A 24,422-nucleotide genomic window follows, 5' to 3' on the forward strand; every position below is an offset into this window, starting at 1 on the left:
GCGTGTCCACTGGGGCGGAGATGAGCTCCCGGGTGCTGACCGTGCCCAACGTGATCAGTATGGTGCGGCTGGCCCTCGTGCCGGTCTTCGCCGTGCTGATCGTCGTGGGCGAGGACGGTTGGGCGCTGGTGGTGCTCGCCGTCTCGGGTGCGTCGGACTGGCTGGACGGTGTGCTGGCCCGTCGCCTGAACCAGGTCACGCGGCTGGGGCAGATGCTGGACCCCTTCGCGGACCGGCTCTTCATCTTCGTGACCCTGATCGGCCTGGCCTGGCGTGAGGTGGTGCCGCTGTGGCTGGTGCTGGCGATCGTGGCGCGTGACGTGCTGCTGGCGCTGACGGTGCCGGTCCTGGCCCGCCTCGGGTACGGGACGCTGAACGTGACGACGGTCGGCAAGGTCGCGACGTTCGCGCTGCTGTACGCGTTCCCGTTGCTGCTGCTCGCGGAGGTGCCAGGCTGGGTGGGTGCCGGTGCGCACGTGGTGGGCTGGGCGTTCACCTGGTGGGGTGTGGGCCTGTACTGGCTGGCGGGTCTGCAGTACGTGGCGCAGGTGCGCCGGCTGGTGGCGCAGGGATGACGGCCCCCGGGGCGGGCGGCTCGGCCGGCCACCCTGCCGACCGTACGGCCGACCGCACGGCGCCGCGTCGTCCGGACGAGTCGATGACGCTCCTGCGGGAGGTCACCGAGCGGCCGCTGGACCCGGGGTACGCGGAGATGGCGCAGCGGCGCGCGGAGGCGGGCCAGCCGTCGGGTCCGCTGGCGGGACGCAGCGTGGGAGGTGTGGTCACGATCCTGCTCGTGGCGATCCTGCTCGGTGCGATGACGGCGGTGGCGGTGCGTGACCTGCGAGCGCCGCAGCCGACGGTCTCGAAGGGGCGGTCGGTGCTGATCGAGCAGATCCAGGACCGTAGTGCGCAGGTGGAGGCGTTGTCGGCGCGGGCGACGGCGCTGGACGCGCAGGTGGACGGGTTGCAGAGCGGTGGGTTGCTGCCGTCGGCGCTGCAGGAGATCAACGAGCTGGACCGCTTGGTCAGTGGTGCGGTGCCGGTGCAGGGGCCGGGCATGGTGGTGTCGTTGACCGATGGTTCGGGTGGTGGGCTGGTGGAGCCGGGTGACGCGCCGGCGGAGTCGCGGGTGCGGGACGCGGACGTGCAGTTCGTGGTCAACGAGCTGTGGGCGGCGGGGGCGGAGGCGATCGCGGTCAACGACGAGCGGCTGACGTCGTTGTCGGCGATCCGGAACGCGGGTGACGCGATCCTGGTGGACCTGCAGCCGCTGAACGGTCCCACGTACAGGATCGAGGCGATCGGTGACCCGGAGGACATGCAGGTGGAGTTCGCGCGGTCGGCGGGGCTGGGGTTCCTGCAGCTGCTGAGCGCGGAGTACGACATCAAGAACGACGTGCGCACGAGTGAGGGGATGTACCTGCCGGCTGCCGGCTCCCCGACGTTGCGGTTCGCGCGGGTGCCTTCGGGCACGGAGCCGGACGCGACCACGACGCCGAGCGCTACGGCGAGCACGGCAACAGGTACGGAACCAGGCACGGAATCAGGCACGGAATCAGCAGGTACGGAACAGGACCGATCCGAGGAGGACAACGGATGATCGCGATCGTCGGGCTGGTGATCGGGGTGGTTGCGGGGCTGGTGCTGCAGCCGACCGTTCCGCTGTTCCTGCAGCCTTACCTGCCGATCGCGGTGGTGGCCGCGCTGGACGCGCTGTTCGGCGGGCTGCGCGCGATGCTCGACGGGCTGTTCGACGACAAGGTGTTCCTGGTGTCGTTCCTGTCGAACGTCGTGGTGGCCGCGTTCATCGTCTTCCTCGGCGACCAGCTCGGCGTGGGCAGCCAGCTGTCCACGGCGGTCGTGGTGGTGCTCGGGATCCGGATCTTCTCGAACGCCGCCTCGATCCGCCGGCACATCTTCAAGGCGTGAGCATGGGCCGGGACAAGAACGGGGCGGGCGCGAAGCCCGACAAGAGCGGGTCGAACAAGCACGGGCCGAGGGTCTCCGGACCGGACGTTCCTGGGTCTGAGCCGGTCGAGCCGAAGCCGGTCGCGGACGGGCCGGTCGACGACGCCCCGGATGTCCCCGCGGAGGATGCCCCGGACACGGCTCGGGACAAGGACCCGGATAAGGACCCGGACACGGCCCCGGACAAGACCACGACGTCGACGCCCGCGTCGAAGCCCGACCCGGAACCGGCGTCCGGCTGGAAGCGGGTGGGTCAGCTCCTGCGTCCGCGCGGCACGCGCTCGGAGGTGCTGACGGGTCTGCTGTGCCTGGCGCTCGGGTTCGCCCTGGCGGTGCAGGTGGGGCAGTCGACGGGGGACCAGCTCAGCAGCCTTCGGCAGGACGAGCTCGTGCGGCTCCTGGACGAGGTCACGCAGCGCGCCGACCAGCTCGACGCCGAGGTCTCGGACCTGGAGGGGATCCGGGACGACCTGCAGTCGGAGGACGGGCGCGACCAGGCGGCGCGGGATCTCGCGCAGCAGCGTGCCGAGCAGGAGGGGATTCTGTCGGGTCGTCTCCCGGCGCAGGGGCCGGGCGTGGAGATCCACGTGGCCGACGGCGCCAAGCCGCTGGAGGCGCAGGCCCTGTTCAACCTGCTCGAGGAGCTGCGCAACGCCGGCGCCGAGGCGATCCAGGTCAACGGCATGCGGCTGGTCACCACGAGCTACTTCGTGGACTCGGGCGGTGGCATCGTGCTCGACGGCGCCGCGATCGCCTCCCCGTACGAGTGGACGGCGATCGGCGACCCCGACACGATCGACCGTGCCCTGGAGATCCCCGGCGGCGCGCTGCCCCGGATCCGCGAGGAGGGTGGGGAGGCGACCACCACCACCTCCGACGAGGTGCTGGTCGACGCCGTCCGCATCCCGGGTCAGCCCGAGCACGCCGAACCCGTCGCGCCGGGCGACGAAAAGTGACCCCCGCCACGTTCCTGACCTGCTCGGACACCGGTTGCGGGCCAACCTGGTGAACCGGCATGCGGAACCGCCCGGACGTAGGTAGTTTTATCCGGGTTGGTTCCGGACATTGGTTTTCGCCGCTACCCCGATCGGGGTAGGTTTGTTGGAACCCGGACGATGCCCCGGCCGTTGTCCCCACGTAGTCACCCAGTTCCATCAACATCGCACCCGAGGAGACCTGATGACGGACCCCAGCGCCCATCCGGTCGGGCCCGATACCACGGCCAACCTGGGTCGCATCGCGTTCCCGACCTCCGACGAGCAGGCGCCCCGCACCGCTCTGAGCCCGGAGGAGGCGGCTGCGGTCGCCGCCCTGCCCCGGCACTCCGCACTGCTCATCGTGCAGCGCGGCCCCGGGTTCGGTGCCCGGTTCCTGCTGGACACCGGCCGTTCGGTCGCCGGCCGCAGCGAGCAGGCGGACATCTTCCTCGACGACGTCACCGTGTCCCGCAAGCACGCCGAGTTCGTCCGCGAGGGCGACTCGTTCGTGGTGCGCGACATCGGGTCCCTGAACGGGACCTACGTCAACCGGGGCCGGATCGACGCCGCGACGCTCGTGACGGGCGACGAGGTACAGATCGGCAAGTTCCGCCTGACCTTCCACGCCAGCCCGCAGTCGCCGGCTCAGTGGGGCCCGGGAACGCCCGCCCCGTGACCGCCGGCGCAGCGCGCGACCATGACCGTGACCGTGCGCACGGTCATGCCGCGGACCTCGACGCGCCCTGGCCCCGGGGGATCTCCCGGCAGGCCACGATGCGGATCAGCGACGTCCTGCGCGCCCTGGGCCAGGAGTTCCCCTCCGTCTCGCACTCCAAGCTGCGTTTCCTGGAGGAGCAGGGCCTGATCGAGCCCGTGCGGACGCCGTCCGGCTACCGCCAGTACAGCCAGGCCGACGTCGAACGCCTCCGGTTCGTCCTGACCGAGCAGCGCGACAGCTACATGCCGCTGAAGGTCATCAAGGAACGCCTGGCGGCGATGGACGCCGACCCCGACTCGGCGGAGCACCCCGCACCGCGGCTCGCCGCGAACGGGTCACCGGCGCGCCGCCGCTGGACCGCCCCCGCCGTGGCCGAGGCGGCGGGCGTCACGGAGGAGTTCGTGCAGAGCCTCGCCCAGGCCGGGCTGCTGCCCCAGTCGGGCAGCACGTTCGGCCCGAGCGCCGTCGACGTCGCCCGCATCGCCGGAGCGCTCGCCGAGTTCGGCATCGAGCCCCGCCACCTGCGCACCTTCCGCACCGCCGCCGACCGGCAGGTCACCCTCGTGGACCAGGTCGTCGCCCCGCTGCGCAGCCAGCAGGCCAGCGCGGGCCGCGGCAAGGCCGCGAGCATGGCCGGCGAGATGGGCGAGCTGTTCACCCGCCTGCACACCGCGTGGGTCCGGCAGGGCATCGAAGACCTCGGGTAGGTCCGAAGCCGGCCCGACCGTAAGTTTTGCCGTCGGCGCACCCACCCGTGACCAGGAATTTGACCCGAGCGCGCGACGAGTGGTGGCAGGACGCCGTACGGTGAAAGCGTGAGGCCGGACGACGTGCCGATGGTCCCCGTGGAGATCCTCGGCGTTCGACAGCAGCAACGCGATCAGGAGATCGTCGTGCTGCTGCTTGACAGCGCCGCAGACCTGGCGATCCCGATCGTCATCGGGGCGCGCGAGGCCAGCGCCATCGCCATGGCGCAGGCGGGCCTCGCCACACCCCGGCCCATGACCCATGACCTGCTGCGCGACGTCCTGGGCGCCGTCGGCGTGGCGCTCGAACGGGTCGAGATCGTCGCCCTGGAGGGCGGTATCTACTTCGCCGAGCTCGTCCTGAGCAACGGTGTGCACCTCGACTCGCGCGCCTCCGACGCGATCGCGCTGGCCGTACGCACCGGCAGCCCCGTCCTGTGCTCGGCAGAGATCGTCGCCCTGGCCGGCGTCGAGATCGTCGACGTCGACCAGCAGGCAGAGGTCGAACGCTTCCGTGACTTCCTCGACCACGTCACGCCCGAGGACTTCTCCGGCCCACCCGGCGGAGGGTCCCAAGGGGGTGGGCGGACCGGCTGAAACGCGGCTGAACCGCGACACGCCGAGACGTTTCACGGCGCGCATCTTTGAAATCACCTTCGACGCGCCATAGCGTGGTCACGACACCCCAGGAGGCACAGTGAACACCAGCGGTGAGAGAGCCACACGCGCTACGGTCCCGCACGGCGCGCAGGGTCTCCTCTTCGGTGAGGACCTGACGGAACAGGACGCCACGACCGGCTACCGAGGCACCACGGCGTGCCACATCGCCGGCATCACCTACCGGCAGCTCGACTACTGGGCACGCACCGGACTCGTGGAGCCGAGCATCAAGCCCGCCACCGGGTCCGGCACCCACCGGCTGTACAGCTTCCGCGACATCCTCGTGCTCAAGGTGGTCAAGCGCCTCCTCGACACCGGCGTCTCCCTGCAGCAGATCCGCACCGCCGTCACGGCCCTCCGGGAACGCGGCGTCGAGGACCTCGCCCAGATCACCCTGATGTCCGACGGCGCCAGCGTCTACGAGTGCACGTCACCGGACGAGGTCGTCGACCTGGTCGCCGGCGGTCAAGGCGTCTTCGGCATCGCCGTCGGACGCGTCTGGCGCGAGATCGAGGGCACCCTGGCCGAGATGCCGACCGAGACCCTCGACCCGGGCGAGACCGGCGAGGTCCCCGAGGTCGAGGGCGACGAGCTCGCCCAGCGCAGGGCCGCCCGGTCCGCCGTCTGACCACGCTGTCTGCCCACCCTGTCTGACTGCTCCTTTTCACCACCCGACCCACTCCTGACCCTGCCGTCTGGCACGGGGTAGCCACCGCACCCCGACCAGACGGCTCGCTGTTGTCCCGTGCCTTGGCGCGCTCTTGTCCGTGGCCTGCTGACGCTCCCGCGCGGGCGTAGCCTGCGAGCATGCAGCTCACCTTCCACGGACACGCGTGCGTCACCCTGGCCCTGCCCGGCGCTCAGCCGGACGCTCAGCCGGGCGACACGGGGACGCTCGTCATCGACCCCGGCACCTTCGCCGACACCACGACCGCCCTGGCGGGCGCCCGGGCGGTGCTGATCACGCACGACCACTTCGACCACGTCGACGCGGCCGCCGTCGTCACCCACCTCACCGCCGCCCCCGACACCCAGGTGTGGGCCACCGGACCTGCCGCGAGCGCCCTGCGTGAGGCGGGCGTGCCGGCGGACCGGGTGCACGAGGTGACGCCCGGTGAGGTGCTCGACGTCGCGGGTGCGCGGGTGGTGGTGGGTGGTGGCGAGCATGCGTTGATCCACCGTGAGATCCCGCGTGCGGTGAACGTGACGTACCTGGTGGAGGTGGACGGCGGGAGCGTGTACCACCCGGGTGACTCGTTCGACGCGCCCGCGGCGCTGCCCGAGGGCGGTCTGGACGTGCTGCTGGTGCCCGTGTCGGCGCCGTGGCTGAAGACGGGGGAGTTCATCGACTTCGCGCGGTCGGTCCCGGCGCGGGTGGTCGTGCCGATCCACGACGTGTTCCTGTCCGAGATCGGGCACGGCGCCGTGGCGCGGTGGCTGGACACGGCGCGGCTCGGCGGTGACTACACGTACAGGCGGCTGGCGGTGGGGGAGTCGCTGACGGTGTGACGGGTTCCGGGCTGATCGGGTGAGCGCGGGTCTGGTAGCGGTATGACGGCGGACAGAGCCACCAGATCTGCGTTCGATCGTCCGGCGCGGTCATGAGGAGCGCCGGACGTTGCGGAGGAACTCGTCGCGCTCCTCGGTCGTCAGCGGGGACTTGAAGTCGGGCTCCGTGAAGTCGGCCAGGGCGGTTTCGGCGGGGACGAAGGGGACTCCGCGCGCCAGCCACGGGCCGTTTCTCTGATCGGAGGCAATGAGTGCGAGGTCCCAGGAACGTTCGGCCCACACCGACCAGCGGCCAGAGCTTCCGACGATGGCGAGCACATCCGTGGTGAAGGTCAGCGCTCCCGTCGGATCGCCGTGCGGTTCGAAAGCGACCGCGTCGTAGTAAGACCCGCTGATGGCCTCCGCAGCCATCCGGAATGCGCCGTAGACGCCATAGTGCTCGTGGTAGTAGGCGGCGGCCGGGTCGAGAGCAACGACAATCATGGTTTCGTCGCCGTGCGCGTCGGCAAGAGCTTGAAGGACCGGCCCGAAGGGTCCCTCGATCGCGTGGCTGTACTGACAGATGTCAATGTTCCCCGGGGCATTGCGGAAGGGCCACGCGGGTAGCCGGCGGTCGACGTCGATGACCGCACGGACCTCTTCGAGGAGTTGCTCGTACTCGCTGTCGTCCCGCGGATGTGTCGTTGCGTTGCTCACCCGGTGTACCCCAATCGGATCTCGATCGTGTGTTTGCTTGATCCAGCAGGCGTGAAGTCGGCCGTCCACCCCGGGTACTTGCTGGAGTTCTTCTGACGCAGTACGTACTTGGAATCGTCCTTCTGGAAAATCTGGACCTTACCGTCTGCCGAAGTCCGGGAGACCCATCCCTGACTGGTCAACGTGTCGGTGAACTCGGCGCGCGACGCGTTCGTTCCGACGTTCCGGATCGAGCCACCTCTGGTGAGATCGACATAGGTGCGCGAATCTCCGACGAGGGCCGCGAGACCCGGGATGTCGTCGGCGCTGCGGGCAGGGGTGCTTTTGGCGAGCAGATGTTCGATGTCGATGGAGCCGCGCTCCTCCGTTGCAGCGTCCGCGAGACGCTGGCGTCGGATCGCCAGCCAGGCGGCCGGGTCGGCGATCAGGTCGTCGGCCGTGGTGCGCAGGACGCGGCCCGTGGCGGCGCCCGCGAAGTTGCCCGGGAGGAACGTGAGGGCGACGCCGGCGGTGTCGGCGGCGAGCTGGGCTGGTGTGGCCGTGGCGAAGTAGTCGCGCGTGGCCTGGTGGGGGTCGCGGACGAAGGTCGCGATGCCCGCGGACTTGTCCAGGCCCCAGGTCAGGACGCCGGAGATGCCGAGGGCCAGTCCGAGGGACCCACCGGACAGGACCACCAGGGCCGCGATGCCGGCACCGATGGCGAGCTGGGTGATCAGGGGCTGGTCGTGCCACCAGTCGGCCAGGGAGTCGAGGATGCCGGCGAGCCAGTCGCCGCTGGTCGGCCCGCTGTCCGGCCCGCTGGTGGGGTCGAGGCTCGGGAACTCGAAGTCCGGGTCCAGGGACGGGAAGTCGTCCGGGTCGAACGTCGGCAGGTCGCTCGGCAGCGTCGTCGGAAGATCGGTGGGCAGGCCGGTCGGCAGGCCGGTCGGCAGGCCGGTCGGCAGATTGGTCGGCAGGCCGGTCGGCAGATTGGTCGGCAGATTGGTCGGCAGATTGGTCGGCAGATTGGTCGGCGGCTCTGTCGGCAGGCTGCCGGGCGGGTCCGACGGGAGCGTGGGCAGCTCGCCGGGGTCGGGACCGAGGTCGAAGACGTCGTTGGTCGTGGTCCCGATCTCGCGGGCGGTGGCGGGCGCGGCGGCGAACACGAGCCAGCCCAGCCCGGCGAGGACGGCGGCGGCGGCCAGCCGCCGTGCCCAGGGGTGAATGCGTGCGGAGGCGTGCTCGTAGGCGAGCTCGCGCAGTGCGCGCTGGCCGGAGACGAGCGCTGCACCTCGTGCCGCGGCGGCACGGCGCGGCTCCTGGAGCGCCGACTGCGAGATCACCGGCTGTGGGAGTACCGGCTCTCCGCCGGCTGGTTCCCCGCCTGCCTGTGCGGGCCGCCGCGCGAAGCCCGCGAGCGTGTGTGCCAGGTCGCGCGCCACGACCCACAGCAGCGCCGTGACGGCGCCGAGGATCGCCTGGACGGCCCTGGGCGCCGTCGGAGCGGGCCGGGTGACCCAACCCGGCGCGGGGCGCCCGGTGAGGCCGGCTGCGGGGCGGGTGGCGAGCCGGGCGGCGTCGACCAGGAGGCACACCACAACCAGGGTGAGGAAGACCGCGACCCGGCCGTGCCCGTGGCCCAGGAACGACCAGGGCACGCGGAGCCACCACGGGATGGTCGTGGTGTCGGGGTCGAGCCAGGCAGGGGTGCCGTCGTCGCCGGGTAGGGCGCTGAACAGGTCCAGACCCGCGTTGTACATCCCGTGGTCGGCGATCGCGGACCACAGGGCCACCCCGGGCAGCACGGCCAACGCGAGCCCGGTGAGGCGCCGTCGGGCCTGCCAGGCCGCGAGCGCCAGTCCGAACAGGGCGGTGACCAGGGCGGTGATGATGGCGTGACCGCCGAACTCGGCGGCGGTCGTGGGTGCCAGGAGGGCGCCGTCGGTGTTCATCGTGCTGGGGACCGGCAGGAGGCCGAAGGTGACGTAGTCGGGCGGCAGGACGACGTCGGCGGGTGAGGTCTGGAGGAAGCCGCCGAGGCCGGCGTTGCCGGTGGCGAGCGCGGTGCGGCGCAGGCTCTCCTCGACGGCGAGGAACGCGGTGCCGGACGCGAGGCCGAGCAGCAGCCAGTCGATTGTCGCGAACCGGGCGGCGCGGCGCGGTGCGAGCACGGCGAGGACGACGACGGGGACGAGCTTGCCGACCTCTTCGACGATGCCCGCGACGGCGATCTCGGCACCGGCCTCGGACACCCCGAGCACGTCGAGCCCGGCGGTTCGGGTGGCGAGCGTGGTGGTCAGGGCGCCGATGCCGACGGACCAGGGCACGCAGGCGGTGAAGAAGCCGAGGAAGCCGGACCAGGTCAGGGTCTTGGTGCGGGCCAGGGCGAACCAGGCGACGACGACCCAGAGGCAGCCGAGGTAGGCGCGCAGGCCCAGTCGCAGCTCGGGCAGGAACAGCCACAGTGCGGCGAGCCACAGGAGCGACCCGGCCAGGACGACGGTGCGGGTCACCGCCCAGGTGCGGGCGAGGCGAGGGTGCGTGGTCAGCCAGCGGGAGCGGCGCTCGGCGAGGTGCTGCCACCACTCCCGTGGCTGGTCCTCTGCGGCCTGATGCCGGGACGGCGTGCGAGCAGCGCCGTGCAGCACGTCGTGTGCCACTGCCCCCATGCCGCAACCCCTCGTCCACCCGCCCCTGTGCACGTCGGGAGCACGCTATCGGTGCCGGGCGCCCCGGGCGAGGGCTGGCGGGCTACCGCGTCGGGTCTGCCGCGGTGGGTGAGCGTTTAGAGCAGGGGCCGCAGCGGGATGAGCAGGTACTCGCCGATCTTGGCTACCGCGCCGCGTTCCTCCCACTGGGCGAGGGTCAGCTCCTGCGCGTTGGACAGGTCCATCGCGAAGACGTCCTCCATGCGGGCGGCCAGGCCCGGGTCGACGATCTCGAGGTTGACCTCGTAGTTGCCGGTGAGGCTGAGGCGGTCGATGTTGGCGGTGCCGATGGTGGTCCAGCGGGCGTCTATGGTGGCGGTCTTGGCGTGGACCATGGCGCCCTGGTACAGGAAGATCCGCACGCCGCCGCGCAGCAGGGAGGCGTACTGGCCGCGGGCGAGCCAGTCGGCCACGACGTGGTTGGAGCGGTGCGGCACCAGCACCCGGACGTCGACGCCGCGGGCGGCAGCCGCGAGCAGTGCGGCGTGGATGTCGTGGTCCGGGATGAAGTAGGCCTGCGTGATGTAGACGTGGTGCGTGGCGCGGTCGATCGCGTCGAGGTAGATGCCGCGGATCGGGAAGACGAGCTCGGACGGCGCGTTGCGCGCGGCCTTCAGGTGCGGCAGCCAGGTCCCGGAGCCGACGTCGGCCAGGATGGGGTGGCGCGGCTTGCGGTGCCGGTTCCAGAAGTCGACGAACGCGTTGCGCAGCTCCCACACCGACGGGCCTTCCAGCCGCACGTGGGTGTCGCGCCACTGCGTGGCGTACAGGGAGCCGATGTTGTACCCGCCGACGAACCCGATCTCGTCGTCGACCACGAGGATCTTGCGGTGGTCGCGCCCGGACTTGCGGACGTTGAGGTAGGTCATGCCGGGGCGCAGCGCGGGGAAGCGCAGCGTGTGCACGCTGGGCGGGAAGCGGTAGAACGAGTAGGGCACGACCAGGTTGGCGAAGCCGTCGTAGATGACGTAGACGTCGACGCCGCGTGCGGCGGCGTCGATCAGCTCCTGCTTGAACTGCTGCCCCACCTCGTCGTTCTTCCAGATGTACGACTCCAGCATCACGGACTTGCGGGCCCCGCGGACGGCGTCGAGCATCGCCTCGTACAGGTCGGCCCCGTAGGTGTAGACCGTGGTGGCTGTCTCGTCGATGTTCTCGGTGAGCGGCTTCTCCGTGGGGAACTTCGCCGTGAGCGGGTGGATGCGCCGCCGGACCATGTCGGTCACGGTCAGGGCGACCGCCGCACCGACCGGGACGGCGGCCGCGACGATCGCCGCGCGGGTCGCGAGCGAGCGGGCACGCTGCACGAAGTCGGACGGGATGTCCAGCGTGAGCTTCGGAAAATTGCCGGGGATCTTACGTGAGGCCACCCGCTCACGGTACCCGGTCTCACGTCGTCCGACCTGGGATATCGACCGGGGTGGCCGCGCGCAGGTGCCGTGCAGGTGCCGGGCGGGTCGGTGCCGGTCGTCAGTGGAACGTCGTCGCGTAGTACGACTGGCGGTCCACGGTCTCGACGGTGACGTCCTGCGTGCGCTCCAGGTGGCGGCGCAGGTTCTCGGCGAACCGCAGCGAGTCGTCGTTGAACCGCGACACGTCGTAGGCGCACACGACCCGGTGCTCGGCGAGGTGCCCGACGAGGGCGTCGATCATGTCCATGAACGTGCGCGTGGCGCGCCGCCCGGGGTGCGCGAGCGTGAACCCGATGTACCACAGCGCCCCGCGCGCGGCGTGCTCGGGGTAGCGCGCGGCGAAGAACTCGGGGCTGACCCACGGCACGGCGGCGAGGTCCGTCGCGAGCGTCGTCAGCCCGACGGCGTCCCCCTGGTCGTCGCGCACGAGGAGCTTGGTCACGCGCGGGTCGGCCATCTCCGCGTCGAACTCCTCCCGGTACAGCACGTGGCGGGCGGCGGCCCGGGTGCGCAGCGGCTCGAAGGCGTCGAGGTAGAGGGTCCAGAAGCGTTCGGCGTCGGCGCCGTCCACGACCTGCTCGAAGGCGACGTCAGCGCTCACCGGTGGTCTCCAGCCAGCCGGTGCGCCGGTAGGTCGCGACGACGACGGCGCACACGGGCAGCGTGACGCAGGTGATGCCCGTGACGCGGTGGCCCTCGGGGCGGTACCGGTCGCCCCGCGTCGCCGAGAGGTCCTCGAGGCTGCGCGTGAGGTCGGCCAGGACCTGCTCGTGGGAGGGGCCCTCGTGCTCGACGAACAGGCCGGCGCCGGTGCCGTCGTCGCGCCGTGACCACGCGACCCCGGCCCAGGCCTCGTGCCCCGGCAGCGACGTGTGCGCCCTCGCGTACACGCAGTACAGGAGGTCGCCGTGGTCGCCGCGCAGCTGCGCTGGACCCTCGACCTCCACCACCCGGCTGCCGGCCGGCACGATCGAGCTGAGCCGCACGAGGTTGAAGTCGCTCACGCCGGCCGCCGCCAGGGCGGCGTCGAACGCGGCCAGGGGCGTACGTCCCGAGCCGCTGCCCGCGCTCACGCGAATCGTCAGCGGCTGTGTACGGGGTTCCGTCAGGGGTTGGGTCATGGGTTCCTCACCGTGGGGTTCTGTCCGGGTCGGCCGACGTCGCCGGCCCGGCCCGCCGCGACGTCCAGGAGGTCGAGCACGGAGCGCAGCACGGTGTCGGGCGCCGCGCGGCCCTTGGTCAGGAAGACGGTGCGGCCCAGGCGGAGGTCCGCCCGGTCGGAACGGCTGACCTCCGCGCCCGTGTACACGACCAGCGGCACGCGCCGCAGCCGGCCGTCGCGGCGCAGGTCGGCGACGAGCTCCCGCCCGCTGCCGTCGGGCAGCGTGAGGTCGAGGACGACGAGGTCCGGGTCGGCGCCCTGGCTCAGGGCCTCGCGCGCCGCGTCCACGGAGCTCGCGGTCGTCACGACCAGGCCGGCGTTGCGCAGGACGGTCGCCACGACGGTCCGCAGCTCCTCGTGGTCCTCGACCAGCAGCACCCGGCCGTGGTGGGGCTGGCGCCGGATGACGTCCCGGACGGTCTCCACGATGCGGTCCGGGTCCACGGGCTTGACCAGCCAGTCGTCCGCGAGCGCCGCGGTCTCCAGGGCGTCGTGGGGGCGGGTGCCGGACAGGACGACGACGGGGACGTCGGCGGTGGCGGCGGACTGGCGCAGCCGGCTGAGGACCTCGGCGCCGCTGGTGCCGGGCATCGCGAGGTCGAGGACGATCGCGGCGGGGTGCTCGTCCTCGACGGCGGCGAGCGCCGCGCGTCCGTCGGTCAGGCCGATGACGTCGTAGCCGCGTTCTTCGAGGACGGTGCGCAGGACGTCGACGACGTACTGGTCGTCGTCGACGACGATGACGCGGGTGGCGGCGTCGTCGTCGGGCGCTGGTTCGGGTGTCCGGGCCGGGTGGGGGGTGGCGCGGCGCAGGGTGAAGCGGAAGCTGGAGCCGGTGCCCTCGCCCTGGCTGACGGCCCAGAGGCGGCCGCCGTGGCGTTCGACGATGCTGCGGGCGATGGTCAGGCCGAGGCCGGAGCCGCCGCGTTCGCGGGTGTCGGAGGCGTCGACCTGTTCGAAGCGCCGGAAGACGGCTTCGAGCTTGTCGGGCGGGATGCCGCGGCCTTCGTCGTCGACGCGGATCTCGACGAGGTCGCCGACGGGGGCGGCGGTCACGCGGACGGTGCTGCCGGGCGGGGAGAAGCGGACGGCGTTGCCGAGCAGGTTGGTCAGGGTCTGCACGACGCGTTCGGGGTCGGCGCGGACGGTCTCGGTGGAGCTGGTGGGTTCGAGCGTGATCCCGGCGTCGTCCGCGAGGACGGCGACCTGGTCGACGGCGGCGGCGACGAGGTCGTCGACGGGGTGTTCTGCCATCTCGAGCTGGGTGGTGCCGGCTTCGAGGCGTTCGGTGTCCAGGATGTCGTCGACGAGGCGGCCGAGGCGTTCGCTGCTGGTCAGGGCGACGCGGACCATGCGCGCGGCCTGTTCGGGCGAGTCGTCCAGGGCGTCGCTGTCCAGCAGGGACAGGGCCCCGCGGATGGCGGTGAGCGGGGTGCGCAGCTCGTGGCTGACGACGGACACGAACTCGTCCTTGATCCGTTCGACCTCGCGGCGTTCGGTGACGTCGCGGAAGACGACGACGGCGCCGCGGATGACCCCGTCGTCGCGCAGGGGGCTGGCGGTGACCTCGACGGGGACCTGCTTGCCGTCGGGGCGGAGGTAGACGTCCTGCTCGGCGGTGACCGTGATGCCGTCGCGCAGGGCCTCGGCGATGTAGCAGCCCTCGGCGGGCAGGGGGCTGCCGTCGTCGGCGGGGGCGTGGAACGTGGCGTGGGCGTCGCGTCCGACCAGGTCGCTCGCGGAGGCGCCGAGGGTGTAGGCGCCGGCGGTGTTGACGAAGGTGACGCAGCCGTCCGGGTCGACGCCGTAGATGCCGTCGGCGACGGACTCCAGGGTGCGTTCGCGTTCGCTCGCGAGGGAGCGCAGCTGGGCGGTGCGTTCCTGGACGCGGCGTTCGAGGCCGTGGCGCAGGGACTCGTTGTCCACGACGACGAGGATCTGGCGTGCGACGACGGCGACGAGGACGGCGACCCAGAGCGCGTTGGCGACCGGGGGGAGCGTCTGGTTGCCGGTCTGCACGACGCGGACGAGGGCGGCGCCGAGGAACAGGCAGAACGTGACGACGGTGCCGAGCACGGGTGTGCCGTGCTCGGCGCGGTCGACGACGGGGCTGCCGGACGCGGCGGGGTGGCGGGCGGCGAGCGCGATGGCGATGTACCCGCCGGCCCAGGCGGCGTCGACGGGGCTGCCGAAGGTGAAGCCGCCCGCTGCGGACAGCAGCGCGAACGCGACGTCGGCGACGGCGTAGAGCACGAACCCGCCGCCGACGAGCACGAGCGGTACCCGTTCCGCGGTGTTCGAGCGGGTCATGACCTGGACGGCGAGGGTGGCGAGCAGGGCGTCGACCACGGGGAGCGCGTAGGCGGTGAGCGCGGGCTCCGCCTGGGGCGTGTCGGCCTGCAGGGCGAGGGCGAACAGCGCGATGTAGAGCACGGAGCCGCCGACCACGACGCTGTCCAGCAGCATGCGCACGAGCTCCTGGCCGCGCGGGCGGACGGCGGGGAAGAGCGAGAGGCCGACGACGCCGAGCAGCAGGGCCGCGATGTAGGCAGCGTCGCCGGTCTCGGGGTCGCCGACGAGCCCCGAGTAGACGTTGCCGGCCAGGCCGACGACCCCGCCGAGGGAGAGCACGGCCCAGGCGCGCCGGCGCCGGCCGGTGGACCGGGTCGCGCGCTGCGCGCAGCTGATGGCCGCGGCGACACCGGCGGCGGCGATCGCCGCCATGGAGATCTGCTCGCGCGTCGCCTGGCCCAGGGGGCTCAGGAGGGCGAGGACGAGCAGCACCACGGCGGTGCCGGAGACCCAGCACCAGCGCAGAAACCTGTCTCGTGACTGCGCAGCACCGCGCCGCGACACCATGTGCCAGAGGGTAATTCACCCGTGCCGGACCCGCAGATCAGCGCGGTGATCGACCGAGTGCGTCCGGGGTGGCCGACGACCGGGTCAGCGCTGCCAGCCGAGGAGGTCCGCGATCTGGTCGGGCAGCGTCAGCGGATCGAACGGCTTGGCGAGCACCCCGGCGACGCCGAGGTCCTCGTACTGCCGCCGTTCCACGGGCTGCACCTTCGCGGTCAGCAGGATCACGGGCACGCTGCGGGTGCGGGGGTCGTCCTGCAGCCGGGCGAACGTCGTCGGCCCGTCCATCGTCGGCATCATGACGTCCAGCAGGACGGCGTCCGGCGGGTCCTCGCCGCACAGGGTGATGGCCTGCTCCCCGTTGCTAGCCAGGCGCACCGACCACCGGGCGACCATCTCCAGGCCGGTACGCACGACGTCGCGGATCGCCTCGTCGTCGTCGACGACCAGGATCCGGCGGCTCACCGCGCCGCCGCCCGCCCCGCCACCGCGGCGGCCGGGGCGGATGCCCTGCCCGATGCCCCGCCCGATGCCCTCGGACCGAGTGTCCTCATGGGCTCACATGCTGCCACGGCCGGGGTGGGTCCGCGCCCCGCCGGACGCACCTCACTCGATGGCGGCTCACTCGATGGCGGCCGCCAGGGGGTGAGACCGGATCGCCGCTGCCAGCTCGCCCTCGATGCGGTCGAGGTAGACGCCGGTGGTGGCGATCGACGCGTGCCCGAGCAGCTCGGCGACGACCTTCACGTCCCAACCGTCCGCGACGAGCAGGGTGGCCGTGGTGTGCCGCAGGGCGTGGGGCGTGGCCTCGCGCTGGTAGGGCGCGGGCATCCGGCGCACGGCACGGGCCAGCAGGGCGCGGATGGCCTGCGTGTCGATGCGCCGTCCGCGCCACGACAGCAGGAGCGCCCGCTGCGCGTCGTCGTCGTGGGGACGCTTGGCGGCCAGGGCGGGCCGCAGGTTGGTCAGGTAGTCCTCCAGGGCGCGCGCCAGGGGCGGGGACAGCGTCACGGTGCGGGTGTTGCCGCCCTTGCCGCGGATGCGCCACGTGGTGCGCTCGGGCTCGCGCGCGACGTCGTCGACGTCCGTGCGGGCCAGCTCCGAGACCCGCGGCCCCAGGACCAGCAGGAGCGCCACCACGAGCCGGTCCCGCAGCGCGAGGTCCTGGTCCGTGCGCGCGGGGGTGTCCGACGGCGGGGTGGTCAGCAGGCTGCGCGCCGCGCTCGCGGACAGCGCCGTACGGGCGGTGCGCAGGGTGCCGCGCACCTTCGCCGGCGGCGCCGCCCACTGCATCGGGTCGGCCTGCACCCAGCACTCCCGCGCCGCGTAGGCGAAGAACCGGGTGACCGACTGCCGGAACCGGTTGACCGTCGCCGTGCTGCGACCCGGCCCGGCCTTGCGGTCCGGGTCGGTGTACCGGGCGTCGGGCGCCGACTGGTACCGCACCAGCACGGTGTCGACGTCCGAGCCCGTCACGTCGTCCAGGATGCGCTCGCGCCCCGTCAGACGCCCGAACTCCGTCACGTCACGCGTGTAGCTGCGCGCCGTGGCGGGGGACAGGACACCGCGGATCGTCTCGACCTCGACCGCCGCCAGGTAGCGGCGGGCGGCTTCGTCGACAGTGATGCGCTCGAGGCGCGGAGGAGCGACCATGTCCGCCACCCTAAGCGGGACCACTGACACTCCCGATATGCCGGAATGCGCCGCTGACCTGCGACGGGACCTCATGCGAGGTCGCGGCGGCGCAGCACCACCAGCACCACGGCACACAGCCCCACCACGTAGGCCACGACCGTGACCACCGCCTGCCCGCCCGGGACGACGTCGAGCACACCGGGCGTGCCCGTCCCCGTCCCCGTGAGCGCACCGACCAGGGACCCGGCGGCCGTGCCCGGCAGGTAGTGCGTCACCTGCTCCACGGCGTCCAGCAGCGAACCCACGCCGCGCAACAGGTTCTCCACCACCAGGGCCCACACCAGCCCGAGCCCCACCGCGAGCGCCGGTCCCCGCGCCAGCACACCCACGGTGTAGCCGAGCAGGGCCCACATCTCGAGCACCAGCAGCCCGCTGCCGACGGCCTGGGCAATGGCGCTCGCGGTGGGCCAGACGACGGCCTGGTCCTCGGCGAGCGCGATCCCGGCCGAGACGGCGGTGAACAGGGCCAGGGTGGCCGCGACCATGAGGAGCACGACGACGCTCAGGGCGGTCAGGGAGCCGCCGACGACGGCGGTGCGGGAGGGTCCCTGGGTGAACGCGGTCTTCCAGGTGCCCCAGCCGAAGCCGTTGCCCGCGACCAGGGCGCCGAGCACCATCGCGAGCGCCCCGCCGAACATGGGCATGCCCTGGACCAGGACGTCGGGCACGGCCTGGGGGAGGAGCCCGGCCAGGAGCGCGTCGCGGGCGGCGGCCGCGCCCTCGGTCGCGAAGGTCTCGGTGCCGGTGGCCCAGGTGACGTAGTCGAAGACGTAGCCGAACGTCAGGGCGAGGGCCACCCAGGCGCCGACGGTGATCCAGACGGCGGGCCAGCGGCGCAGGAGGAGCAGCTCGGCGCGGGTGGCGTGCAGGACGGTGGTCATGAGACGGGTTCCTTCCCGGTCGTGCTGCTGGGGGTCGTGGGGTCCGGCGTCGTCAGCTCGAAGAAGACCTCCTCCAGGGTGCGTTCGCTGGGCGCCACCTCGTGCACGTCGGCCCCCGCCGCGACCAGCGCGCGCGTCAGGTCGGGTGCGGCGCTCGCGGGCAGGTCCACACCGAGGGCGCCGTCGGGCAGCGGGCGGACGGCGCCCGGGCCGGCCAGCCGGGTGGCGACCGCGAGCGCCGTGTCGTGCGGGGTGGCACGCACCCGCACGGTGACGCCGCCGCGCAGGTCGGCGACGCGGGCCTCCCGCAGCAGCCGGCCGTGGTCGATGATCCCGACGCGGTCGCAGATCTCCTGCACCTCGGCCAGCAGGTGGCTGGACAGCAGGACGGTGCGGCCGCCCCGGGCGAGGGAGACGACCAGGGCGCGCATGTCCGCCATCCCCGCGGGGTCCAGGCCGTTGGTGGGCTCGTCCAGGATGACGAGCTCCGGGTCGCCGAGCAGGGCCGCGGCCACGCCGAGGCGCTGCTTCATGCCCAGGGAGTAGCCCTTGTAGGCGTCGCCGCCGCGGCCGGTCAGGTCGACCTGGTCCAGGACCCGTTCGACCTCGGTGCGCGGCAGGTGCTGGTAGCGGGCCAGGACGCGCAGGTTGTCCCGACCCGACAGGTACGGGTAGAAGCCCGGACCCTCCACCAGGGCGCCCACCCGCGCCGTCACCCCGGGCCGTCCTGCAGGGTGCCCGAGCACCGTGGCCCGTCCCGCGGTGGGGCGCACCAGCCCGAGCACCATCCGCAGCGTCGTCGTCTTGCCCGCGCCGTTGTGCCCCAGGAAGCCGTACACCTCGCCCCGGCGCACCGTCATGCTGACCCGGTCGACGGCGGTCCGGTCGCCGTACCGCTTGGTCAGCGCGTCGGTGCGCAGCACGAGGTCGTGCGGGGGCGCCGTCTCCGCCGAGGGTGTCCCTGCGGCACCTGTCCCTGCCGCACCAGTCGTGGTCGTGCGTGGCGTGTCCATGACCCCACGGTCGCCCCGCCCCGGGGTGCCCTGCGTCCGTCCGGGAGCGACACCCGTGTACGCAGGTTTGCGTACGAGCAGCTTCGCCCACCGACGAATGTGGTTGTGCCCACCGGGCGCGCACAGTTGCCTGACCCAAGGGACTGAACCAAGGACTGACCCAAGGGACACGCCCAGGACGGAGAGACCCGTGAACAGCACACAACCCTTCCGGTTCGGCGTCGTCGCCTCGCAGGCACCCACCGGCGCCGCCTGGCTCGACCACGCACGCCACATCGAACGCCTCGGCTTCGACACCCTCGTGATGCCCGACAGCATCGCCCACGGCCTGTCCGTGCTGCCCATGCTCGCCGCGGCCGCCACCGCGACCACCCGACTGCACCTGGGCACCTACGTCCTGGCCAACGACTTCCGCCACCCCGTGCTCGTCGCCAAGGACGCCACGACCCTCGCCGTCCTGTCCGACGGACGCTTCGAGCTCGGCATCGGCGCCGGACACCCCGGCACCGGCCCCGACAACGCCATGCTCGGACGCACGTTCGACCAGCCCGGGGTACGCGTGTCCCGCCTCGCCGAGTCCGTCGGCATCATCCGCCGCCTGCTCGACGGCGAGACCGTCACCACCACCGGCGAGCACTACACCACCACCGACGCCCACGTGGTCCCGTACGGCACCCAGCCGCACCACGTCCCGCTCCTGATCGGCGCCGGCGGGACCCGCATGCTCACCCTCGCCGGCAGGCACGCCGACACCGTCGCCCTCGGCATCCCGCTCGACGCCGACGCGGACACGGCAGGCAAGCTCGTCGAACGCGTGCGCGACGCCGAACGCAGCCGTCCCGTGCCCGCCGGTGCGCCCGCCGGTGCGCCCGGCGCCTCGCCCACCCCTGCGCCCGTGGAGCTCAACGTCAACCTCATGGCCGTCGGCGACGCCGTACCCCGCTACCTCGCCGACCGCATCGACCCGACGGCGCTCGCGGCCTCAGGGGCCCTCTCCGTGGTCACCGGCTCGCCCCAGGACATGGCCGACCAGCTCCGCGACCGCCGCGAGCGCCTCGGCATCTCCTACCTGGTGGTCTCCGAGGAGCTGGTCGACGCGTTCACCCCGGTGCTGGGGATCCTCGCGGGGGAGTGAGGGGTGTCGGTCCCGCGTGGTTGAATCCGCTCGTGCGAGCGATCCTCTTCGACGAGTTCCAGGGCCCGACCTCCGTCCGGGAGGTCCCCGACGTGACGGCCCCCGACGGCGGCGTCGTCGTCCGCGTGCACGCCACCGGGCTGTGCCTGAGCGACTGGCACGCCTGGGCCGGGCACGACCCCGACATCCCCGCCCTGCCGCACGTGCCCGGGCACGAGCTCGCGGGCACCGTCGCGCAGGTGGGCGCCGGCGTCACCCGGTGGCGCGAGGGGGACCGCGTCACCGTGCCGTTCGTCAGCGGCTGCGGCACCTGCGAGTGGTGCCGCACCGGCCAGGCCCAGGTCTGCCCCGACCAGACCCAGCCCGGCTTCACGCACTGGGGGTCGTACGCCGAGCTCGTCGTGCTCCACGCCGCCGACGCCAACCTCGTCGCCATCCCCGAGGGCGTCACGTTCGAGGCGGCCGCGAGCCTCGGCTGCCGGTTCGCCACCGCCTACCGGGCCGTGGCCGGCCGCGCGCAGGTCCGGGCAGGGGAGTGGGTCGTGGTCGTCGGGGCGGGCGGCGTCGGGCTCAGCGCCGTCATGATCGCCGTGGCCCGCGGGGCGCACGTCATCGCCGTCGACCGCTCCGAGGGTGCCCTGGAGGCCGCCCGCCGCGCCGGCGCGGAGCGCACCGTGCTGGTCGATGGGCTCGACGTCCCCGCCGTCGTCCACCAGCTGACCGACGGCGGCGCCCACGTCGCGATCGACGCCGTCGGGAGCGAGCAGACGTGCGCCGACGCGATCCTGAGCCTGCGCCGACGCGGCCGCCACGTCCAGGTCGGGCTCTTCCCGCCCGTCGACGGCGGCCCGCGCGTGCCGATGGGGCGCGTGATCGGCTGGGAGCTCGACGTGCTCGGCAGCCACGGCATGGCCGCCGTCGACTACCCGGAGATGCTCGACCTCGTCGCCTCCGGCGCGCTGCGGCCCCAGGACCTGCTCGACCGGGTGGTCGGCCTGGCCGAGGCGGCCGCGCTCGTGCCCACGATGGACTCCGCGCCCCGCGCCGGGATGGTGGTGCTCGACCCGCGGAAGGCGTGAGGACGGGGCTAGCGGCTCGCGGGACTCCGGCTCAGGTGGCCCAGCGCAGCAGCGCGTCGAGCGGGGCCGGCACCCGGTCCAGGGGGAGCGTCTCGGCGAGGCGCCGCCCGTAGCGTTCCTTGCGGCCGCCCTTGGAACCGATGAACCGGTGCAGCTGCTGGGTGGTGGTGCGTTCGCGCTGTGCGGGCTGGCCCCGCAGCCGCTCGAAGCTGCGCAGCTCGCCCTCGGCCTTGATCAGGGCCAGGAAACCCTCGGTGCCGACCCCCCGCATGAGCTCGTCCTCGAGGTCCCGGTCGCAGCGGAAGAAGCCGTGCTCGGGCAGGGGAGTGGTGGCGGCCTCCGGGCGGAGCCCGACGCGGTCCAGCCCCTTGATCACGAAGCGTTCCTCGGCGGCGTCGTACAGGCCGCCCACCCGCACGCCGCGGCCATCGGCGGGGCGCTCACCGGACAGGGCGACGAGGTGGTGGCCGATGTTGGTGATGCCGCCCATGGCGACGACCTGCACACCGAGGTCGGCGAGGGGGAGACCGAGCCGTGCGGCGAGGGCCTCGACGGCCACGCGGTCGCTCTCGCCCTCCACGAGCACTGCGGTGCTCGTGGAGGCGGCGAGTATTCCGGCGAGGTTCATCGTCTCGGAGCGTATGCCCGCGGCGCGGGGCGGCGCCGCAGAAAATCCGGCCTGCTACCGTGATGATCTTGTTTGATGTTGGAAGACAGTTGTGTTGCGCTATACACACTGCTTTAAGTTTCTTGGGGGCCGGGTGCCGGTAGGGGTGGGGCGCCTGGGGCGAGCCGAGGAATGTGCTCGTGCAGGCAGTCAAGCAGTCGAGTCGCCGGCTGCGCGCAGTTTCGCTCGTGCGGTGATCAGCGGCCCGACATTCAACAGGTCGACGTTCAACGGACCGGTGCGGCATCGTCGTCCGATCACCTTTGAGGCCCAGCTTTCTTCGCTTTGAGACTCGTCAAAGCGAAGAAAGCTGGGCCTCAAAGGTGAGGGGTGGCCCGCAGGCGGCTCGCTGGGCGCCGGAGGGCTTGGTGGTCATGTTCAGTGGCCGCGTTCGGCCGCTCGGCGGCTTGATGCGCCGCGTCCGGGGGATCTGTCCTGAGGGCTTCTCCGCGCCGTAATGACATAATGTGCATTATCGGATCGGGCACGGATCTGGCGTGGAACTGGCACATCAGCTCGTAGATTCCGGCATCTGCAACGATCTCAGCGACAGCCGCGACCTGTGCCACGCTGTGCCGGTGCGTCAGGATCCCATCGTCGTCCAGCCTCACGACCCGCGCTGGCAGCACGACTTCGACACCCAGCGGCTCGCCCTGGAGCCCGTGCTGGCCGGTCTGCTGGTCGCACCTGTCGAGCACATCGGGTCGACGTCGGTGCCCGGACTTCCGGCCAAGACCATCGTCGACATGCTCGCCGTCGTCGACGACCACCAGGCCTTCGCTCCGGCGCTCCCTGAGCTGCTCAGGATCGGCTGGGTGCACGCCCCGGAACCCGGCGACGTCGAACAGCGCAAATGGTCGGTCTGCTTCCCGTCGGCGGAGCTCCGCACGCACCACCTGCACGTCGTAGAGCACGCATCGACCGGCTGGCGCGACTGGCTGCTGTTCCGCGACTACCTGCGCGTTCATCCCGAGGCGGCACACCGTTACGCGACGCTGAAGGCCGAGCTCGCGGCGCAGGACCGGCGGGACCGCGTGCGATACCGGTCCGGGAAGGCGCCCCTGATCGGTGAGCTGATGGACGAGGCCCGGGCCTGGAGCTCACCGGCGTAACCTTCTGACATAACGCAGTACCGGTGCGTCCGTACCGGCAGAATCACCACGTGACCTCTCGACCCGCTGTCTCCGACCTGGCCGACACGCTCCGTCGTCGTCCTACCGTGCGCCTCGGCGCCGACGTCGATCCGGCCTGGCGTGCCGCGCTCGTGTCGTGGGCGCAATCGAACGGGCTGGAGGTCACCGACGGGGATGCGACGCTCGCGATCACCACGGATCCGGCGCAGGCGGTAGGCGCGGCGTGGGTCCACTCCCCCTTCGCCGGCGTCGAGCACCTGGCGCCGGCCCTGCCGGACGACGTCGTCCTGACCCGCACCACCGGCACGATGCCCGGGCGGATCGCCGAGTACGTGCTGACCTGGGTCCTCGCGGAACGCTGGCAGGTGGCCCGCTATCTCGCACAGGCGACGACGGCGACCTGGGATACGTCGAACCCGCCCGCGTCGCCCGATCGTCGCGAGGCCGTCGTGGTGGGCACCGGCGCCATGGGCGCGGCGATCGCCCGGACCCTGGCGACCCTCGGGTACCGCGTCGTGGGCCTGAGCCGGACGGGCCGCCCCGACGACGCCTTCGACGCGGTACTCCCCCTCGTCGAGGCGTTCGGTGCGACAGCAGAGCCTGCGACGTCGGAACTTACGACCAAAGCAGCTCCGGCGAGCATCGCACAGGCGTTCGATCCTGCGCGCGCCGACGTCCTCGTGCTCGCACTCCCCCACACCCCGCAGACCGACGGGCTGATCACGCCCGAGCTGCTGCGGGCCTTCGCACGGGTGCACCTGGTCAACATCGGCCGTGGCTCCGCGGTCCGCACCGCCACGCTGCTGGACGCGCTCGACTCGGGCCGGGTGCGGCACGCCACGCTGGACGTCGTCGAGCGCGAGCCGCTGGAGGCGTCGTCGCCCCTGTGGCGGCGGCCCGACGTCACGATCACGCCGCACGTCTCCGGGCTCACCCTGCCGTCCGACGTCGTGGCCGGCCTCGATGCGGCGCTGACGGCGATCCGGGCGGGGTCGCAGCCGGCGTCGGACGTCGCCCGGGACCGCGGCTACTGACTGTCCTGTCCGGGCGCGCTGTCCTGGTCCGGCGCGAACGGCCACTCCTCGAACGCGCTGCACCGCCCGTCGTCGTCGAGCTCCAGGATCCACAGGTCGCGCCAGCGGTCCCCCGGCTCCAGGTACTCCACTTTCGCCCGGACCACCGCGGTCGGCCCGTCGACGGCGAGCACCTGCGCCGTCAGCGTGAACTGCTCGTCCGGCCCGTCGCGGTGGCTCTCCCAGAACTCCGCGAGCGCCGGGAGCCCGACGACGGGTGGTGCCCAGGGTGAGGGCTGGTAGGTGGCGTCCGGGGTGAAGAGCTCGGCGAGGCCGTCGGTGCCGGCCGTGCGCCAGAGGCGTTCGTAGTCGCGGATCCAGGTCTCGACGGCGGTGCGCTGGGTCATCTCCC

General features: G+C 72.5%; 25 protein-coding genes. 13 read left to right on the forward strand and 12 right to left on the reverse strand.

The window, feature by feature from the left end:
- The first annotated feature begins 2 nt into the window (after positions 1 to 2).
- The 9 genes from ACFV9Q_RS25295 (at position 3) to ACFV9Q_RS25335 (ending at position 6,581) form a co-directional block, all read left to right on the forward strand.
- Complete coding sequence (locus ACFV9Q_RS25295) at positions 3 to 575, forward strand: CDP-alcohol phosphatidyltransferase family protein (protein WP_377229421.1); 573 nt, start codon at positions 3 to 5, stop codon at positions 573 to 575.
- Positions 572 to 1,603 (forward strand): DUF881 domain-containing protein, encoded by a 1,032-nt coding sequence (locus ACFV9Q_RS25300; protein ID WP_377236699.1) that lies wholly within the window; start codon positions 572 to 574, stop codon positions 1,601 to 1,603. Before ACFV9Q_RS25295 ends, ACFV9Q_RS25300 begins: the two co-directional genes overlap by 4 nt.
- Positions 1,600 to 1,932 carry a small basic family protein gene (locus tag ACFV9Q_RS25305; RefSeq protein ID WP_285104718.1) on the forward strand — a complete coding sequence of 111 codons (333 nt, stop codon included), beginning with the start codon at positions 1,600 to 1,602 and terminating at the stop codon, positions 1,930 to 1,932. The genes ACFV9Q_RS25300 and ACFV9Q_RS25305 overlap by 4 nt, the downstream gene beginning before the upstream one ends.
- A 2-nt stretch (positions 1,933 to 1,934) precedes the next feature.
- Positions 1,935 to 2,927 (forward strand): DUF881 domain-containing protein, encoded by a 993-nt coding sequence (locus tag ACFV9Q_RS25310; protein ID WP_377236724.1) that lies wholly within the window; start codon positions 1,935 to 1,937, stop codon positions 2,925 to 2,927.
- Positions 2,928 to 3,150: 223 nt separating this feature from the next.
- On the forward strand, positions 3,151 to 3,624 hold the full coding sequence (locus tag ACFV9Q_RS25315; RefSeq protein ID WP_020015374.1) for an FHA domain-containing protein: 474 nt from the start codon (positions 3,151 to 3,153) through the stop codon (positions 3,622 to 3,624).
- Positions 3,621 to 4,373, forward strand: a complete 753-nt coding sequence (locus tag ACFV9Q_RS25320) for a MerR family transcriptional regulator (protein WP_377236700.1) — start codon at positions 3,621 to 3,623, stop codon at positions 4,371 to 4,373. Before ACFV9Q_RS25315 ends, ACFV9Q_RS25320 begins: the two co-directional genes overlap by 4 nt.
- A gap of 129 nt (positions 4,374 to 4,502) precedes the next feature.
- Positions 4,503 to 5,009, forward strand: coding sequence for a bifunctional nuclease family protein (locus ACFV9Q_RS25325; protein ID WP_377229424.1), 507 nt, complete (start codon positions 4,503 to 4,505; stop codon positions 5,007 to 5,009).
- A gap of 100 nt (positions 5,010 to 5,109) precedes the next feature.
- Entirely contained in the window at positions 5,110 to 5,700 is a 591-nt protein-coding gene (locus ACFV9Q_RS25330; RefSeq protein ID WP_377229417.1) for a MerR family transcriptional regulator, read from the forward strand.
- Between the two features lie 179 nt (positions 5,701 to 5,879).
- Entirely contained in the window at positions 5,880 to 6,581 is a 702-nt protein-coding gene (locus ACFV9Q_RS25335) for an MBL fold metallo-hydrolase (protein WP_377236701.1), read from the forward strand.
- A 90-nt stretch (positions 6,582 to 6,671) separates the two neighbouring features.
- Here the strand turns inward: ACFV9Q_RS25335 and ACFV9Q_RS25340 are convergent, their stop codons facing one another.
- The 10 genes from ACFV9Q_RS25340 to ACFV9Q_RS25385 all read right to left on the reverse strand — a co-directional run bounded on the left by ACFV9Q_RS25340 (position 6,672) and on the right by ACFV9Q_RS25385 (position 18,983).
- A complete protein-coding gene (locus ACFV9Q_RS25340) occupies positions 6,672 to 7,277 on the reverse strand; it encodes a hypothetical protein (protein ID WP_377236702.1) in 606 nt (201 codons plus the stop codon).
- Positions 7,274 to 9,925: a PT domain-containing protein gene (locus tag ACFV9Q_RS25345; protein WP_377236703.1), complete on the reverse strand. Its 2,652-nt coding sequence runs from the start codon at positions 9,923 to 9,925 to the stop codon at positions 7,274 to 7,276. Before ACFV9Q_RS25345 ends, ACFV9Q_RS25340 begins: the two co-directional genes overlap by 4 nt.
- Before the next feature lie 116 nt (positions 9,926 to 10,041).
- Positions 10,042 to 11,292 (reverse strand): phosphatidylserine/phosphatidylglycerophosphate/cardiolipin synthase family protein, encoded by a 1,251-nt coding sequence (locus tag ACFV9Q_RS25350; RefSeq protein WP_377229423.1) that lies wholly within the window; start codon positions 11,290 to 11,292, stop codon positions 10,042 to 10,044.
- 142 nt (positions 11,293 to 11,434) lie between these two features.
- Entirely contained in the window at positions 11,435 to 11,977 is a 543-nt protein-coding gene (locus ACFV9Q_RS25355) for a hypothetical protein (RefSeq protein ID WP_377236704.1), read from the reverse strand.
- Complete coding sequence (locus ACFV9Q_RS25360) at positions 11,967 to 12,497, reverse strand: pyruvoyl-dependent arginine decarboxylase (RefSeq protein WP_377236705.1); 531 nt, start codon at positions 12,495 to 12,497, stop codon at positions 11,967 to 11,969. Before ACFV9Q_RS25360 ends, ACFV9Q_RS25355 begins: the two co-directional genes overlap by 11 nt.
- Positions 12,494 to 15,397 carry a response regulator gene (locus ACFV9Q_RS25365; RefSeq protein WP_377236706.1) on the reverse strand — a complete coding sequence of 968 codons (2,904 nt, stop codon included), beginning with the start codon at positions 15,395 to 15,397 and terminating at the stop codon, positions 12,494 to 12,496. Before ACFV9Q_RS25365 ends, ACFV9Q_RS25360 begins: the two co-directional genes overlap by 4 nt.
- Positions 15,398 to 15,481: 84 nt before the next feature.
- Positions 15,482 to 15,859, reverse strand: coding sequence for a response regulator (locus ACFV9Q_RS25370; protein WP_377229410.1), 378 nt, complete (start codon positions 15,857 to 15,859; stop codon positions 15,482 to 15,484).
- A gap of 156 nt (positions 15,860 to 16,015) precedes the next feature.
- Positions 16,016 to 17,047: a tyrosine-type recombinase/integrase gene (locus ACFV9Q_RS25375; protein WP_377236707.1), complete on the reverse strand. Its 1,032-nt coding sequence runs from the start codon at positions 17,045 to 17,047 to the stop codon at positions 16,016 to 16,018.
- Positions 17,048 to 17,118: 71 nt separating this feature from the next.
- Positions 17,119 to 17,970 (reverse strand): ABC transporter permease, encoded by an 852-nt coding sequence (locus ACFV9Q_RS25380; RefSeq protein WP_377236708.1) that lies wholly within the window; start codon positions 17,968 to 17,970, stop codon positions 17,119 to 17,121.
- On the reverse strand, positions 17,967 to 18,983 hold the full coding sequence (locus ACFV9Q_RS25385; protein WP_377236709.1) for an ABC transporter ATP-binding protein: 1,017 nt from the start codon (positions 18,981 to 18,983) through the stop codon (positions 17,967 to 17,969). Before ACFV9Q_RS25385 ends, ACFV9Q_RS25380 begins: the two co-directional genes overlap by 4 nt.
- 190 nt (positions 18,984 to 19,173) lie before the next feature.
- Here ACFV9Q_RS25385 and ACFV9Q_RS25390 point away from each other — a divergent pair, with 190 nt between their 5' ends.
- Both ACFV9Q_RS25390 and ACFV9Q_RS25395 read left to right on the forward strand, forming a co-directional pair.
- Entirely contained in the window at positions 19,174 to 20,118 is a 945-nt protein-coding gene (locus ACFV9Q_RS25390; RefSeq protein WP_377236710.1) for a TIGR03621 family F420-dependent LLM class oxidoreductase, read from the forward strand.
- Positions 20,119 to 20,150: 32 nt separating this feature from the next.
- Complete coding sequence (locus ACFV9Q_RS25395; protein WP_377236711.1) at positions 20,151 to 21,197, forward strand: alcohol dehydrogenase catalytic domain-containing protein; 1,047 nt, start codon at positions 20,151 to 20,153, stop codon at positions 21,195 to 21,197.
- 31 nt (positions 21,198 to 21,228) lie between these two features.
- On the opposite strand, the gene ACFV9Q_RS25400 is transcribed toward ACFV9Q_RS25395, so the two are convergent.
- The gene (locus ACFV9Q_RS25400; protein WP_377236712.1) at positions 21,229 to 21,825 is read right to left on the reverse strand and encodes a TOPRIM nucleotidyl transferase/hydrolase domain-containing protein; all 597 of its coding nucleotides are present in this window, start codon (positions 21,823 to 21,825) and stop codon (positions 21,229 to 21,231) included.
- A gap of 617 nt (positions 21,826 to 22,442) precedes the next feature.
- Here ACFV9Q_RS25400 and ACFV9Q_RS25405 point away from each other — a divergent pair.
- Both ACFV9Q_RS25405 and ACFV9Q_RS25410 read left to right on the forward strand, forming a co-directional pair.
- A complete protein-coding gene (locus ACFV9Q_RS25405; RefSeq protein WP_377236713.1) occupies positions 22,443 to 22,976 on the forward strand; it encodes a GrpB family protein in 534 nt (177 codons plus the stop codon).
- A 50-nt stretch (positions 22,977 to 23,026) separates the two neighbouring features.
- Positions 23,027 to 24,031 (forward strand): NAD(P)-dependent oxidoreductase, encoded by a 1,005-nt coding sequence (locus tag ACFV9Q_RS25410; RefSeq protein WP_377236714.1) that lies wholly within the window; start codon positions 23,027 to 23,029, stop codon positions 24,029 to 24,031.
- Here the strand turns inward: ACFV9Q_RS25410 and ACFV9Q_RS25415 are convergent.
- Positions 24,025 to 24,417, reverse strand: a complete 393-nt coding sequence (locus ACFV9Q_RS25415; RefSeq protein WP_377236715.1) for a YybH family protein — start codon at positions 24,415 to 24,417, stop codon at positions 24,025 to 24,027. The genes ACFV9Q_RS25410 and ACFV9Q_RS25415 overlap by 7 nt on opposite strands.
- Positions 24,418 to 24,422: the final 5 nt, after the last annotated feature.

The sequence above is a fragment of the Promicromonospora sp. NPDC059942 genome (assembly GCF_042731755.1).
In the GTDB taxonomy this organism is placed as follows: Bacteria; Actinomycetota; Actinomycetes; order Actinomycetales; family Cellulomonadaceae; genus Promicromonospora.

Excerpts from the sequence above, each read along its gene's own strand:
- ACFV9Q_RS25360 (WP_377236705.1), bottom strand. The coding sequence starts at position 12,497 with ATGACCCAACCCCTGACGGAACCCCGTACACAGCCGCTGACGATTCGC.
- ACFV9Q_RS25305 (WP_285104718.1), top strand. The coding sequence starts at position 1,600 with ATGATCGCGATCGTCGGGCTGGTGATCGGGGTGGTTGCGGGGCTGGTG.
- ACFV9Q_RS25300 (WP_377236699.1), top strand. The coding sequence starts at position 572 with ATGACGGCCCCCGGGGCGGGCGGCTCGGCCGGCCACCCTGCCGACCGT.
- ACFV9Q_RS25325 (WP_377229424.1), top strand. The coding sequence starts at position 4,503 with ATGGTCCCCGTGGAGATCCTCGGCGTTCGACAGCAGCAACGCGATCAG.
- ACFV9Q_RS25315 (WP_020015374.1), top strand. The coding sequence starts at position 3,151 with ATGACGGACCCCAGCGCCCATCCGGTCGGGCCCGATACCACGGCCAAC.
- ACFV9Q_RS25365 (WP_377236706.1), bottom strand. The coding sequence starts at position 15,397 with ATGGTGTCGCGGCGCGGTGCTGCGCAGTCACGAGACAGGTTTCTGCGC.
- ACFV9Q_RS25400 (WP_377236712.1), bottom strand. The coding sequence starts at position 21,825 with ATGAACCTCGCCGGAATACTCGCCGCCTCCACGAGCACCGCAGTGCTC.
- ACFV9Q_RS25335 (WP_377236701.1), top strand. The coding sequence starts at position 5,880 with ATGCAGCTCACCTTCCACGGACACGCGTGCGTCACCCTGGCCCTGCCC.
- ACFV9Q_RS25380 (WP_377236708.1), bottom strand. The coding sequence starts at position 17,970 with ATGACCACCGTCCTGCACGCCACCCGCGCCGAGCTGCTCCTCCTGCGC.
- ACFV9Q_RS25310 (WP_377236724.1), top strand. The coding sequence starts at position 1,935 with ATGGGCCGGGACAAGAACGGGGCGGGCGCGAAGCCCGACAAGAGCGGG.
- ACFV9Q_RS25375 (WP_377236707.1), bottom strand. The coding sequence starts at position 17,047 with ATGGTCGCTCCTCCGCGCCTCGAGCGCATCACTGTCGACGAAGCCGCC.
- ACFV9Q_RS25415 (WP_377236715.1), bottom strand. The coding sequence starts at position 24,417 with ATGACCCAGCGCACCGCCGTCGAGACCTGGATCCGCGACTACGAACGC.
- ACFV9Q_RS25385 (WP_377236709.1), bottom strand. The coding sequence starts at position 18,983 with ATGGACACGCCACGCACGACCACGACTGGTGCGGCAGGGACAGGTGCC.
- ACFV9Q_RS25345 (WP_377236703.1), bottom strand. The coding sequence starts at position 9,925 with ATGGGGGCAGTGGCACACGACGTGCTGCACGGCGCTGCTCGCACGCCG.